Here is a 14,231-nt window from a genome sequence, read left to right as displayed (position 1 = left end):
TGCCCCGGTTTCATCCGAGTAGCCTCCATGAGCATGCATTGGCCTGAGCTGCTGTCGCGCAAGCGTTTGGGTTCCACCCAGGCCCCCAGCGAGAGCACGGCGCGTACCGACTTTCAGCGGGATTTCGACCGTATCGTCTTCTGCTCGGCGTTTCGCCGTATGCAGGACAAGACCCAGATCTTCCCCCTGTCGAAGATCGACTATGTGCGCACCCGCCTGACCCACAGCCTGGAGTCCTCCAGCGTTGGCCGCTCCCTGGGCACCCTGGTGGGCGAGCAGATCATCGCCCGCCACCGGCTCCAGGGCTATGAGGCGGCAGACATAGGGGCCATCTGCGCTGCGGCCTGCCTGGGGCATGATATCGGCAACCCGCCCTTTGGCCATTCCGGCGAGGACGGCATTCGCCACTGGGCGGTGTTCGGCCCCGGCCGGGAACGGGTAGCGGCTATCCACGACCAGGGCCAGCAGGAGGACTTCACCAGCTTCGAGGGCAACGCCCAGGGCTTTCGCGTACTCACCCGGCTGCAGAATCGGGACAACCCCGGCGGCCTGCAACTGACCTGCGCCACCCTGGCCGCCTTCACCAAGTACCCGCGTGAGTCCTGGCTGGGCGGCAATGACTTTGATGGGGTGAGCGCCCGCAAGCAAGGCTTTGTCTGTGAGGACAGGGACTATTTCGAGGAGGTGGCAGCCAACGTGGGTCTGCTCCGCCGCGACCCCCATCGGGCCATCTGGCACCGTCATCCCCTGGCCTTTCTGGTGGAGGCGGCAGACGATATCTGCTACCGGGTAATCGATATCGAGGACGGTTTTCGCCTCGGCCATATCGGCTACCAAGAGGCCCTGGGGCTGTTCCTTGCCGTGCTGCCCGACCCAGGGCTGCAACAGGCACGGCTGAAGGCCATCAGCGGTGAAAAGGAGCGGGTGGAGTTCCTGCGCGCCAAGGTGATCAACCAGGCGGTGGCCGAGGCCATGGAGTGCTTTCTCGATCTGGAGACCGACCTGCTCAACGGCCGCTTCGACCAGCCCCTGCTCAGTCAGATCCCCCACCGCGCCGAGATGGATCAACTGATCGACCTGGCTACCCGGAAGCTCTATTGCGCCCCCGAGGTGGTGGAGATCGAGGCGGCCGGTTTTGAGGTGATGAACGAACTGCTGGAGCGCTTCATTCAGGTGCTGGATGATGTCGCCCTGCATGGCGAACGGGCCAAGCCGAAAAGCCGCATGATGCTGCGCCTGATCCCGGAGCAGTTCATCGGCCCCGAGGGTCTGCCGGACGACGACCTTTACACCCGGCTGTTGCGCCTGACCGACTTTGTCGCCGGCATGACCGACTCCTATGCGGTGAGCGCCTACAAAAAGCTCACCGGCATCTCTCTGCCGGGTTAGGCCGTAACCAAAACCGCCAGCTGGGCGTAGCCCGGATGCAGCGCAATGGAATCCGGGGTTGCCGCCGGGCAAGGCCTCCCCGCATGAGGGTCAACAATAGTTTGTCTCACAGTATTTGAATTAGCAGTAATCACCTCTCGGTAATCTAGCCTTTATGCAATCATGCAAGACCTGTTTCTGATCCACGGCTGGGGCATGAACGCGGCGGTCTGGGCACCCCTGCTGGGGCCACTGTCCGGCCGTTTTCGGCTGCACCTTGCCGAGTTGCCCGGCCATGGCAGGCAACCCTATGCCGACCAGCAAGACCCATCCCAATGGGCCTGCGCCCTGCTGGAGCAGGCCCCGCAGCGGGCCATCTGGCTGGGCTGGTCGCTGGGCGGACAGCTGGCCCTGCAGGCGGCGATGCAGGCCCCGCAACGGCTGCAGCGGCTGCTGCTGACCGCCTCGACACCCTTGTTCGTGCGTGCCGGGGACTGGCCCTCGGCCATGCCAGAGGGCACCCTGGGCCAGTTTGCCCAGGCCCTGGAACAGGATTATCTGGGCACCCTGGGGCGCTTTCTCGCCCTGCAGGTGCGCGGCAGCGCCCAGGCCAAGGCGGTGCTGCGCCAGCTCAGGGAGGGCCTGAGCCAGCGCCCGGCGGCCGACCCCAGGGCCCTGGCCGCTGGGCTGGCCCTGCTGCGCGGGGCCGATCTGCGCCCGGCCCTGACGGCGCTGAACTGCCCGCTGCATTTCTGCTTCGGCGAGCGCGACAGCCTGATCCCCATCGCCCTGGCCGATGACCTGGCCGCGCTCTGCCCGGCGGCCCGAGTCCGGCGCATCGCCGGGGCCGGTCACGCCCCCTTTCTGTCCCACCCGGACGACTGGCTGGATTGGGTCTGGGAGGCCTGCCCATGAGACTGGAGGCGCATCAGGTGCGCCGTCGCTTCGAGCGCGCCGCGGACCGGTACGACCAGTTGGCCGGGCTGCAACGGGAGATGGCCGAGCGGCTCATCGGTCGGCTGGACTACATCCGCATCCAGCCCCGCCAGCTGCTGGATCTGGGCTGCGGCACCGGCTGGATGACCGGCCAGCTGCGTCGCCGCTACCCCAAAGCCAGGCTGCTGGCCCTGGATTTCGCCCCGGCCATGTTGCGCCAGGCCAGGCGTCAGGGCAGCTGGCTCAAGCCCATCCACTGCGTCTGCGCCGATGCCCAGGCCCTGCCGCTGGCGGCCCAGTCGCAAGACCTGCTCATCTCCAACGCCATGTTGCAGTGGTGCGACCCGCCGCAGCGGGTATTCGAGGAATGGCTGCGGGTATTGCGACCGGGCGGTCTGTTGCTGTTCGCCAGCTTTGCTGTGGGTAGCCTGGCCGAGCTGGAATGGGCCTGGGCGCAGGTGGACGACCGTCCCCATGTCAGCCCCTTTGCCGACATGCATGACCTGGGCGACGCCCTGCTCGGCCTGGGCTGGGAGAACCCGGTGCTGGATATAGACCGCTTCACCCTGCACTATGCCTCGGTGCATGAACTCATGGCCGATCTCAAGGGCCTGGGCGCGGCCAACGCCCGCGCCGACCGCCACCGCGGCCTCACCGGAAAAGGCCGCATCCGCGCCCTGGCCGAGGCCTACGAGGCCCGGCGTACCCCGGCCGGCCTGCCGCTGAGCTACGAGGTGGTCTATGGCCTGGCCTGGGCACCGCAACAGCGCCAGCTGGGCGGGGTTACCCAGATCCCCCTGGCCGGGCTGAATCTGGCGGGCGGCCATGACTGAGGGTTATTTTGTCACCGGCACCGATACCGACGTGGGCAAGACCGAACTGACCCTGGGGCTGATGGCCGCGTTACAGGCCAGGGGCAAGCAGGTACTGGGGATGAAGCCGGTGGCCGCCGGCTGCGACTGGCAGCAGGGCCGCCTGGTCAACGCCGATGCCCTGCGCATCCAGCGCCAGTGCAGCCGCCCCCTGGTCTATGAAATGATCAACCCCATCGCCCTGGAACCGGCCATAGCGCCCCACCTGGCCGCCGCCGAGGCAGGCGTGGAGATCAGCTTTGACGCCATCCTGCGGCCCTATCAGGCCCTGCGGCAACAGACCGACTGGCTGATTGTGGAGGGGGCCGGGGGCTGGCGCGTGCCCCTGGGCCGGGATGGCGACATGGGCGATCTGGCCCAGCGGCTGGGTCTGCCGGTGATCCTGGTGGTGGGCATGCGCCTGGGTTGTCTCAATCACGCCCTGCTCAGCCTGGCGGCAATCCAGGCCCAGGGCTGCCCGCTGGCCGGCTGGGTAGCCAACGGCATAGACCCGCGGATGCAGCGCCTGGAGCAAAACCTGGCCAGCCTGGAGGCCCTGATTCCGGCCCCCTGCCTGGGCCGGATTGCCTATATGCAACCCCCAACCCCGGAGCGCATTGCGCCCATGATCGATCTATGAACGACAACAAGACCCAGACCAGCTGTTTTCACTGCGGCCTGCCAGTAGCCGACAACTTTGACTATCCGGTCACCATCCTGGGTGAGCCCCGGCCCATGTGCTGCCATGGCTGCAAGGCGGTGGCCGAGTCCATTGTCGCCGGCGGGCTGGAGAGCTTTTATCAGCACCGCACCGCGCCCTCGCGCAAGGCCGAGGACCTGGTGCCCGATGAGCTGCGGCAGATGGAGCTGTACGATCAGGAACGCCTGCAACAGGGCTTTGTCGAGGTGGATGAAGACAATCTGCGCAGCGCCTCGCTGATCCTGGAGGGTATCACCTGCGCCGCCTGCGTCTGGCTCAACGAGAAACAGGTCAATGCCCTGCCCGGCGTGCTGGAGTTCTCGGTCAACTATTCCACCCACCGCGCCCGGGTGCGCTGGGACGCCTCGCGCATCCAGCTGAGCGACATCCTCAAGGCAATCAGCGCCATCGGCTATATCGCCCATCCCTTTGACCCCGGCCGCCAGGAGGCGGTGTTCAAGCGCGAGCGCTCCCTGGCCCTGCGCCGTCTGGCGGTGGCCGGCATCGGCGCCATGCAGGTGATGATGCTGGCGGTGCCCCTGTACGGCGGGGTGGAGGGCAACTTGATGCACTTCATCCGCTGGGTCAGTCTGATCATCGCCACTGTGGTGGTGTTCTATGCTTCGCGCACCTTCTTCCAGGCCGCCTGGCGCAATCTGCGCCTGCGCCAGGTGGGCATGGATGTGCCGGTGGCCCTGGCCATTGGCCTGGCCTACAGCGCCAGCACCTGGCATACCCTGACCGGCAGCGGCGAGGTGTATTTCGATTCGGTCTGTATGTTCACCCTATTCCTGCTGGCCGGGCGCTTTCTGGAGATGGGCGCACGGCATCGCGCCGGTCAGGCCGCCGAGGCCCTGGTGAAGATGCTGCCGGCCACGGCGGTGCGCCTGCAGGGGGAAGAACATCAGGTGGTGACGGTGGCCGACCTGGCACCAGGGGACCGGCTGCTGGTACGACCGGGGGAGACCATCCCGGTGGATGGCCTGCTGCTGGAGGGGGAAAGCTCGGTGGATGAGTCCCTGCTCACCGGCGAAAGCCTGCCCCTGGCCAAGGGGCCAGGGGATAGGCTGGTGGGCGGCAGCCTGAATATCGAAAGCCCGCTGGTGATGCAGGTGGAACAGGTGGGCGAGGATACGGTGGTCTCCGCCATAGTGCGCCTGCTCGATCGCGCCCAGGCGGAGAAACCGCGTCTGGCGCAGATGGCCGATCGCGTGGCCGGCGGCTTTGTCTTCGGCCTGCTGCTGTTGGCCAGCGGCGTGGCCCTGTGGTGGGGACTGCAGGCACCGGAGCGGGCCTTTGTCATCACCCTATCGGTGCTGGTGGTGAGCTGTCCCTGCGCCCTGTCCCTGGCCACCCCGGCGGCCCTGACCGTGGCCACCGGCACCCTGACCCGCCAGGGCCTGCTGATCACCCGGGGTCATGCCCTGGAGACCCTGGCGCGGGTGACCCGGGTGGTGTTCGACAAGACCGGCACCCTGACCCTGGGCCAGCTGCGCCTGCAGCAGACCATCCCCTTGGGGGAGATGGACGCGCAGCGGGCGCTGCAGCTGGCCGCCGCCCTGGAGCAGCGCTCGGAGCACCCCATCGGCCGCCTGCTGCTGGCCAGCAACAGCGCACCGCTACCGCCGGTGAGCGAGCTGAAATCACGCCCTGGTCATGGCGTCGAGGGGCTGATCGAGGGGCGGCGCTACCGCGTCGGCAGTCCGCGTTTTGTCAGCGAACTCAGTAACGCCGAGCTGGCGCTAGAGCCCGACAACCTGGCCCAGATCACACTAACCCGGGTCGCCCTGGGCGATGAGTCCGGCCTGCTGGCCTGGTTCGAGCTGGCCGACCAGCTGCGCCCGGATGCCGAGGAGACCCTGCGCCAGCTGCGCGTCCAGGGTATAGCGCTGAGCATACTCAGCGGCGATGGCGAGGGCGCGGTGGCGGCGGTGGCCAGCCAGCTGGGGATTGCGGATTACGCCGCCCGCCTGCACCCGGAGGACAAGCTGGCGCGGGTACGGCAGATGCAAAAGCAGGGCGAGGTGGTGCTGATGGTGGGCGATGGGGTGAACGATGCCCCGGTGCTGGCCGGTGCCCAGGTGTCCCTGGCGGTGGGCGGCGGCGCCCAGCTGGCCCACGCCAGCGCCGACATGGTGCTCTTGTCCGAGCGGCTGCTGCCCCTGGTGACCGGCCTGACCCTGGCGCGGCGCACCAGCCGGGTGATCCGGCAGAACATGGGCTGGGCCATTGGCTATAATCTATCCGCCATCCCCCTGGCCGCCGTCGGCCTGGTGGCACCCTGGATGGCCGCCATCGGCATGTCCCTAAGCTCGCTGCTGGTGGTAATCAACGCCTTCCGGTTGAAGAAGTGAGGATTGGTATTTGCCTGAACTCGCCCGTCGGGCTGAAGTCACTACTAGGAGCCTGTCGGATTTAGGATGCTCCTACTGCGCCGGTGGGAAGAACGGCCCAGAATTGTTTTGAACATTGGCCCCGATTTTTCGTTGCGTAGGCCAACTATGCGCCTCAAAATCGTGAAAATTTGTTCTCGTTCTCCCACCTTGCTCGCTACGGGCACCTAAACCCGACAGGCTCCTAGCAGGCTACCTTCCTTCTACCCAGCGGTCATGGGGCGGACAGCGCCACCCCAGAACATGAAACATCTCCTAATCGGCGGGACGCAGAGGACGCAGAGAAGAATGAGGAGGAAGTAGCCCGAATGGAGTGAAGCCCCTCCCGGCGTGCCCGGGGGGAGGCGACTGCATGGATGCAGGAGGTAGAACAGCGTCTGGAACAGCTGTCGAGGGAGCAAACGAGCGCTTCGCGATTTTCACAGTCTCTAACCCTGATAAATGCCAGTTTTTGAGACTGAAACTGGAGCTAGCGCCGGGGAAACCTAATAATTATTCTTGGAGGGGAGTGTTTTTTATGCACGCCATTCGTGAAACACAGACCGTTGAAAACGGCCAAATTCAACTGCAACTTCCCAAAGAGTTTTGGGGGCGACCGGTCGAAATCATCGTATTGCCAGCAGGCGAAGAGCCCAGGAAACAGGCGCCAAAAAGCCTGCGAGGTAATCTAAAACGCTACGCCCAAGCAGGTTTGATTGGTGAAGAAGAGGGGACATGGCAAAATGCTGTCAAGGAAAAATATGAGTCTCGTTGATGCCAATATCATTTTACGCTATTTGCTGGATGACCATGAAACCCTGTCTGCACAAGCCGCCAACATCATTGAGCAAAATGTAGTCAGCCTACCCATGGAAGTGGCATGCGAGGTCGTCTATGTTTTGCAGAAAGTTTACAAAGTAGCGCGTCCAGAAATACGGCAAAACCTACAAGCCCTGCTGGATGAGCAACTTATACAGATGCAAGAACCTGTTGTATTTCTCAAAGCCTTGGAAGCCTTTACTACAACTCGATTGGATTTTGTTGATACCTTGTTATGGGCCTATTGCCATGTCAATCAGCAAAGAATCTTCACTTTTGATGAAAAGTTGAAGAAATACATACGGGAAAATAGTTAGTGATAAGTTGTTTTGGCATTGCGGAAGGAGTTGGTGTAATGGCTGCCAGATTCAAGCGGCAAGTGCACTACGCAGTGCGTCGGTAAACACCCTGGATGCTAATCGTAACCGCACCATTAACCGAGCAGAAATGCCTGACCCATTTCAAACAATACCTGAGAGCAACTGATGAAGAGAACAGATAACAAGGCGCCGCGCTCCATTGGTACCGGCGAGCACGTCAATGGATAGCCTGTATTACCTGATCCCCCTGGCTCTGATCCTGGTGGCCGCCGCCGTGGGGGTGTTTATCTGGTCGGTGCGCAGCGGCCAGTTCGACGACCTGGAAGGCCCGGCCTACCGGATCCTGATGGACGATGACGACCCCAATATCCCCGAGGATGCGCGGATCAAAAAAAAGGCCCCTGGGCCTAACCCGGAAAAGCCGGAGCCAAAAACGGATCGCTAGGTCGTCCGGCAAACCCGACCTCTTCTGGCCGCGCACGGTCATCCAGGCCAAGGTCATGGCTAATATAGCGGTATGGGGCGGGCCGCGCCCGCCGCCACGCCACAGCAATGAAGCCTGCCCCCAGTGGTTGCGCGGTGGCCATGGGCCGCCCTATTCAATTGGCTGAGATTTGTGGGTAATCAGGAAAGATGTTTCAGCAGCCGCACCGGATAGGCCCCGGTGGGTGCAGTTGCAGGCTGCCGGTCAGCTCGGACACATGCTCCATGCCCTGGCGTTGCAGATAGGCGCTGATGCCGGTGTTTATCTTGGCGCAGATGAGCGGATCGTAAAACAGCGCCGTGCCCAGCCCCACCGCGCTGGCACCAGCGATGAGAAACTCGATGGCGTCATTGGCCGAGGTGATACCGCCCTGGCCGATGATGGGCACACCATGGGCCTTGGCCACCTGATACACCTGATGCACCTTGAGCAGGGCCACCGGCTTGATTGCCGGGCCGGACAGGCCGCCCTGGTTGTTGCCGATCACCGGCCTGCGGCTTTCGATGTCTATGGCCATGCCCATTAGGGTGTTGATCACGGCAAAGGCATCGGTGCCGGCCTCGATGCAGCCGCAGGCATTGGCGGCGATGTCGGTCTGATTGGGTGAGAGCTTGGTGATCAGGGGCTTTTTTGTCACCCGGCGGCAGGCCTCCACCACCCGCGCCGACATGGCCGGGTCGTTACCGAAGGCCACCCCGCCCTCCTTGACGTTGGGGCAGGAGATATTGATCTCGATGGCGTCGATGGGTGAGTCATCGAACTTGCGCGTGACCTCTTCGTACTCCTCGATGCTGGAGCCGGAGACATTGGCGATGAAGCGCGTTTCGCTGAAATCCAGTTGCGGCAGTATGTCCTTGATCACCGCATCCACCCCCGGATTCTGCAGGCCGATGGCGTTGAGCATGCCGTTGGGGGTCTCGTACAGCCGGTGGGCCGGGTTGCCCAGACGGGGCGCGCCCGTGGTGCCCTTGAGGCAGACCGCGCCCAGTTCCCGGTTGGAAAAGCCCGCTACCCGCGTGTACTCTTCGCCAAAGCCCACGCAGCCGGAGAGCAACACCAGCGGGGTGGCGAAGGGGAGCCCGCAGAATTCTATGGCCAAGGCCGAGTCGTTAGTCATGTCCGAACCTGTCTGTCACGTCTTGTTATATCAGCCGGAGATTCCGCCCAATACGGGCAACATCATACGCCTGTGCGCCAACAGCGGCAGCCACTTGCACCTGATCGAACCGCTGGGTTTTGAGCTGGACGACCGGCGTCTGCGCCGCGCCGGGCTGGATTATCACGAATTTGCCCAGCTGCGGGTGCATGCCGATCTGCCAAGCGCCCTGACCGCCCTGCCTGGCCGACGCCTGTTTGCCTGCTCCACCCGCGCTCGGCGCATCTACAGCGAGGTGGCATTCCGCCCCGGTGACTGCCTGCTGTTCGGCCCCGAGACCCGAGGACTACCCCAGCAGGTGCTGGATGAACTGCCCGCCGAACAGCGCCTGCGGGTGCCCATGCGGGCAGACAGCCGCAGCCTCAACCTCTCCAACAGCGTGGCGCTGATGGTCTATGAGGCCTGGCGGCAGCAGGGGTTTCCCGGTGGTAAATGAGGCAAGATTCGCCAGATCAGCCACAGGGCCCACAGAGAAGAACCGCCCCCGCCAAACCGGCCAGACCCGACAGATCCCTGACCCCAGGCCCGGATATTAACCCAAGCGTTTCTCCATCGCCGCGTAATAGACCACCGGGATCACCACCAGGGTGAGCACGGTAGAGACCAGGATGCCGCTGATCAGGGCCACGGCGAGGCCGCTGAAGATGGGGTCATCCAGGATAAAAAAGGCCCCGGCCATGGCCGCCAGGCCGGTCAGCACTATGGGCTTGGAGCGCACCGCCGCCGCCTGCACCACGGCCCTGGAGAAGGCCATGCCGGCGCGGGTCTGCTCGTTGATGAAGTCCACCAGCAGGATGGAGTTGCGTACTATGATGCCGGCCAGGGCGATCATGCCGATCATCGAGGTGGCGGTGAACTGGGCCCCGGCCAGGGCGTGGCCGGGGAGTATGCCGATCAGGGTCAGCGGGATCGGCGCCATGATCACCAGCGGCACCAGGTAGGAGCGGAACTGGGCCACCACCAGCAGATAGATCAGGATCAGCCCCACCGAGTAGGCTATGCCCATGTCGCGGAAGGTCTCGTAGGTGATCTGCCACTCACCGTCCCACTTCAGGCTGTAGTCGTAGGGGTTCTCTGGCGCGTTGATGAAGGACTGCTCCAGCCCCGGCAGTTCTTGCTTGAGCCCGGCGACTATATCAAACAGGCCGTACAGCGGGCTGTCGGTCTGCCCCGCCATGTCGCCGGTGACATAGACCACAGGCAGCAGGTCCTTGTGCTGGATCGAGTGCTGGCGGGTGGTGGGGATCACCTTGACGATCTCCGACAGGGGCACCAGGCTGCCAGACAGGGCGCGCACCCGCAGTGACAGCACCTGATCCAGGTCGGCCTTGTCGGCCTCGCTGTATTCGATGCGGATGGGCACGGCGTATTTCATGTTTTCGCCGTGCAGAAAGCCGGCGTCCTCGCCGCCCAGCACCGTGGCCAGGGCGCGGGCCACCTCGGCCTGGGGCACGCCGAGCAGGCTGGCCTTTTGCCGGTCCACCTGCACCAGGAATTTGGCCGCCGGGTGCTCGACGCTGTCGTCCACATCGACGATGTCGGCGGTCTGCTCGAACTGCGCCCGTACCTGGCGCGCCATGGCGATCTGGCCTGTGTAGTCCAGGCCGTAGATCTCCGCCACCAGGGGTGATTGCACCGGCGGGCCTGGCGGCACCTCGACGATCTTGACGTTGGCGTTGTATTTGCGGCCTATGGCCTGCAGGGGCTCGCGCACCGACAGGGCGATCTCATGGCTCTTGCGGTTGCGCTGGCCCTTGTCCACCAGATTCACCTGCAGATCGGCCACATGGGCACCCTCGCGCAGGTAGTACTGACGCACCAGGCCGTTGAAGCCGATGGGTGCTGCGGTACCGACGTAGGCCTGATAGTTCATCACCTCGGGCACCTGACGCAGGTAATCGCCCAGTTCGTTGACCACCCGCGCGGTCTGCTCCAGGCTGACGCCCTCGTCCCTATCGACAACGATCTGAAACTCCGACTTATCATCGAACGGCAGCATCTTCAGCACCACCAGCTTGGCCCCGGCCAGGCCGATGGACAGGGCAATCAGCAGCAGTATGCCGCCGAGCAGCAGCCAGCGGTTGCGCCTTGCGGCCTGACCCAGCACGAAGGGGTTGATCACCCGGCCAAAGAAGCGCTCCAGCCCCGGCGAGCCGCCGCCATGCCCATGGCTGGCATCGCCTGCATAGCGATGGGCGACCCGGCGCAGACCCTGATAGGTCATCCAGGGGGTGACGACAAAGGCCACCACCAGGGAGATGAGCATGCCCATGGATGCGTTGATCGGGATCGGGCTCATATAGGGCCCCATCAGGCCGGTGACAAAGGCCATGGGCAGCAACGCGGCGATGACGGTGAAGGTGGCCAGAATGGTCGGTCCGCCCACCTCGTCCACCGCCTTGGGGATGGCCTCCAACAGATTGTCCGCGCCCAGGGCCAGGTGGCGGTGGATGTTCTCCACCACGACGATGGCATCGTCCACCAAGATGCCGATGGAGAAGATCAGGGCGAACAGGGATACCCGGTTGAGGGTAAAGCCCCAGGCCCAGGAGGCAAACAGGGTGATGGCCAGGGTCAGCACCACGGCACCACCGACGATCAGCGCCTCGCGCCAGCCCAGCGCCAGCCACACCAGCAGCACCACCGAGAGGGTGGCGAACACCAGCTTGGTGATCAGCTTCTGCGCCTTCTGATCGGCGGTCTCACCGTAGTTGCGGGTGATGGTGATCTCGACGTTATCCGGGATAAAGATGCCCCTGAGGTGTTCAAACCGCTCGATCACCTGCTCGGCGATCTCCACCGCGTTGGTGCCGGGCTTCTTTGCCACGGCGATGGTCACCGCCGGGTGAAAACCGGCGCTGATCTGCCCGGCCGGGCCTGCCCCCATCCAGACAAAGGCCTCGGGCTGGTCGGCATAGTGCTTGATCCGCGCCACATCGCGCAGGAACACCGGTCTTTGATTGGATACGCCGATCACCAGGTCGCCGATCTCCTCCGGCGTGGTCAACAGGGCACCGGCCTGCACCATGACCTCGGTGTTATCCCGTGTGATGGGCAGGTTATCGCGCGTACTGTTGGCCGCCTGCAGGGTCTGGCGCAGGTCGTTGAGGTCGATGTTGTAGCCGGCCAGGGCCTGGGGATCGAGCAGCACATGCACCACCCGCTCGGGGTTGCCCAGGGTGTAGATGTCGCGGGTGCCCGGCACCCGCTTCAGTTCGGCCTCGATGGCGTGGGCCACCTGGCCCAGCTCATAGGCCCCCATGCTCTGGTCCTCACTCCACAGGGTGGCGGTGATGATAGGCACATCATCTATGCCCATGGGCTTGATGATCGGTTGGCCCACGCCCAGGTTGCGCGGCAGCCAGTCCTCATTGGAGAAGATCTTGTTATACAGCCGCACTATGGCATCGGTGCGGTCCTCGCCTACCTTGTAGCGTACCGTGATCACCGCCATGCCAGGCATGGAGGTGGAATAGACGTGCTTGAGGCCCTCGATCTCGGACAGCACCTGCTCGGCCGGGGTGGCCACCAGGCTTTCGATCTCGTTGGCGCTGGCACCGGGGAAGGGGATGAAGATATTGGCGAAGGTGACGTTGATCTGCGGCTCTTCCTCACGCGGCGTCACCGCCACGGCGAACAGCCCCAGCAACAGCCCCACCAGGGCCAGCAATGGGGTGATCTCGGTGGTGAGAAAGCGCTTGGCGGTGCCGCCGGAGATGCCCAGGGGGGTTTCACTGGCCATGGCTCATCCCCTGCTGGGCCTTCAGGGCAACACCGGCGGCAATCGGCTCCAACACCACCTGCTCACCCTCTTCCAGGCCCGCCAGCACCGCCAGCCGCTGCTTTGGCAACTGGCGACCGATACGTAGATGGCGGAAGCTCAGGCGGCCATCGTCATCGCGCACATAGACACCGCTGACCTCTCCGCGCTGGGCCAGGGCCTGGTCCGGGATACTCAGCCACTGGGTCTGGCCCAGCTGAAATATCGTCTTGATGAACATGCCCGGAAACAGGCCCTCTACCCCCTCGGGCAGATAGACGCGCACCAGGAAGGTATTGCTGTTGGCATCGGCGATGGGGAACACGGTGATGCGGCTGGCCGCCACACGGCTGCCATCGGGCAGCTCCACCTCGGCCTTGGCCCGGCTGCGTACCTGCTCCACCAGGGTCTGAGGCACCGCCACCAGGGTGCGCAGGCGGTCCAGGGAGATGCCGGTGATCAGCGGCTTGCCCGGCTGGGCCACCTCGCCCAGCTCAGCATGGCGCTGGATGACGATACCGCTGTAGGGGGCACGCACCTGGGTGTAGTCCAGCTGCTCCTGGGCCTGACGCAGGCTGGCCTGGGTCTGCTCCAGCCGGGCCTCGGCGGCGTCCAGGGCGGCCTGGGCCTGATCCCGCTCGGCGGTGGACACCTGCTGCTTGGCGAACAGGTCGCTGATGCGTCTGTGATTGTCGCGATTGCGCTTGAGATCGGCCTCGGCCTCGGCGCGGGCCGCCTCGGCACGGGCCAACTGGGCACGTTGCTCGGTATCACGCAGGCGTACCACCAGGGCATCCTTTTCCACCACATCGCCCACATCGAACAGCAACTGCTCGATCTGGCCACCGGTCTGGGCCGATACCGTGGCCTGCTGCACCGCCTCCACCCGGCTGTCCAGGCGCACCTCGCGGGGTGCCTGGGTCTTTTGCGCCGCCTGGGTGGCCAGGTCGGCGGCCTGCCCCGCGCTCAGGGCGGCAAGCGGCAGCAGCCAGAGGCTGATCAGAACAATTCCAGTCAATCGGCTCATGTTGGTTTCCTCGGCTCGGTCGTGGTTAGTGTAAAACTCGCGCAGCGCTCGTTTGCTCCCTCTCCCTCTGGGAGAGGATTGGGGAGAGGGAGCCCCACAGCTAGCTCAGATTAGGTGTGGGGTCACCCTATGATCGTTTGGTTGATCACATCCATCAGGCCTTGTCGCCAGGGTCTTGGGCCGGATGACTGAGCTTGGCCCGGCCTCGGCCCTGATCCTTGTTCTCGATGCGGCAAGTCGGCAGCGGCAGCCTGCAATGTACCGCAAAGCCCCTGTTATCTGAAAGGACTTGATCCCCCCGATTTGTCACGCCGACCGGTCCGGCAGGGCCGGAACGCGACCTAGGCCAGGCCTGCGGGCTGGTTGCAAGGGGCCAGAGGGGGTCAGATGGTGGCCAGGGATGGGTTTATCAAGATATTTGCGTATTAGAATATTCTA

12 protein-coding genes are annotated in these 14,231 nt (G+C 64.2%); 9 read left to right on the top strand and 3 right to left on the bottom strand.

Features of this window, described 5'->3' with window-relative positions:
- Positions 1–33 precede the first annotated feature (33 nt).
- The 8 genes from dgt to ccoS all read left to right on the top strand — a co-directional run bounded on the left by dgt (position 34) and on the right by ccoS (position 7,811).
- Positions 34–1,389 carry a dNTP triphosphohydrolase gene (dgt, locus tag D5125_08940; GenBank protein ID QFY91109.1) on the top strand — a complete coding sequence of 452 codons (1,356 nt, stop codon included), beginning with the start codon at positions 34–36 and terminating at the stop codon, positions 1,387–1,389.
- Positions 1,390–1,551: 162 nt separating this feature from the next.
- A complete protein-coding gene (gene bioH / locus D5125_08935; GenBank protein QFY89600.1) occupies positions 1,552–2,283 on the top strand; it encodes a pimeloyl-ACP methyl ester esterase BioH in 732 nt (243 codons plus the stop codon).
- Positions 2,280–3,137, top strand: coding sequence for a malonyl-ACP O-methyltransferase BioC (bioC, locus tag D5125_08930; protein QFY89599.1), 858 nt, complete (start codon positions 2,280–2,282; stop codon positions 3,135–3,137). The genes bioH and bioC overlap by 4 nt, the downstream gene beginning before the upstream one ends.
- Positions 3,130–3,795, top strand: coding sequence for a dethiobiotin synthase (gene bioD, locus D5125_08925; GenBank protein ID QFY89598.1), 666 nt, complete (start codon positions 3,130–3,132; stop codon positions 3,793–3,795). The genes bioC and bioD overlap by 8 nt, the downstream gene beginning before the upstream one ends.
- The gene (locus D5125_08920) at positions 3,792–6,209 is read left to right on the top strand and encodes a heavy metal translocating P-type ATPase (GenBank protein ID QFY89597.1); all 2,418 of its coding nucleotides are present in this window, start codon (positions 3,792–3,794) and stop codon (positions 6,207–6,209) included. The genes bioD and D5125_08920 overlap by 4 nt, the downstream gene beginning before the upstream one ends.
- Before the next feature lie 391 nt (positions 6,210–6,600).
- Positions 6,601–7,002 carry a hypothetical protein gene (locus D5125_16990; protein ID QPB72227.1) on the top strand — a complete coding sequence of 134 codons (402 nt, stop codon included), beginning with the start codon at positions 6,601–6,603 and terminating at the stop codon, positions 7,000–7,002.
- The gene (locus D5125_08915; protein QFY89596.1) at positions 6,989–7,363 is read left to right on the top strand and encodes a PIN domain-containing protein; all 375 of its coding nucleotides are present in this window, start codon (positions 6,989–6,991) and stop codon (positions 7,361–7,363) included. The genes D5125_16990 and D5125_08915 overlap by 14 nt, the downstream gene beginning before the upstream one ends.
- 223 nt (positions 7,364–7,586) lie before the next feature.
- Positions 7,587–7,811 (top strand): cbb3-type cytochrome oxidase assembly protein CcoS, encoded by a 225-nt coding sequence (gene ccoS / locus D5125_08910; protein ID QFY89595.1) that lies wholly within the window; start codon positions 7,587–7,589, stop codon positions 7,809–7,811.
- A gap of 193 nt (positions 7,812–8,004) precedes the next feature.
- On the opposite strand, the gene D5125_08905 is transcribed toward ccoS, so the two are convergent.
- Positions 8,005–8,967: a dihydroorotate dehydrogenase gene (locus tag D5125_08905; GenBank protein ID QFY89594.1), complete on the bottom strand. Its 963-nt coding sequence runs from the start codon at positions 8,965–8,967 to the stop codon at positions 8,005–8,007.
- On the opposite strand from D5125_08905, the gene D5125_08900 reads away from it, so the two are divergent.
- Positions 8,966–9,442, top strand: coding sequence for a tRNA (cytidine(34)-2'-O)-methyltransferase (locus D5125_08900; GenBank protein QFY89593.1), 477 nt, complete (start codon positions 8,966–8,968; stop codon positions 9,440–9,442). The genes D5125_08905 and D5125_08900 overlap by 2 nt on opposite strands.
- A 96-nt stretch (positions 9,443–9,538) precedes the next feature.
- On the opposite strand, the gene D5125_08895 is transcribed toward D5125_08900, so the two are convergent.
- Positions 9,539–12,748 (bottom strand): efflux RND transporter permease subunit, encoded by a 3,210-nt coding sequence (locus D5125_08895; GenBank protein ID QFY89592.1) that lies wholly within the window; start codon positions 12,746–12,748, stop codon positions 9,539–9,541.
- Positions 12,738–13,793, bottom strand: coding sequence for an efflux RND transporter periplasmic adaptor subunit (locus D5125_08890; GenBank protein ID QFY89591.1), 1,056 nt, complete (start codon positions 13,791–13,793; stop codon positions 12,738–12,740). Before D5125_08890 ends, D5125_08895 begins: the two co-directional genes overlap by 11 nt.
- Between the last annotated feature and the right edge of the window lie 438 nt (positions 13,794–14,231).

It is taken from the genome of gamma proteobacterium SS-5 (assembly GCA_009497875.2).
Taxonomy (GTDB): Bacteria; Pseudomonadota; Gammaproteobacteria; order Chromatiales; family Chromatiaceae; genus Magnetovirga; species Magnetovirga frankeli.
Note: the sequence above shows the minus strand (reverse complement) of the source record. Positions and strands in the feature narration are given on the sequence as shown.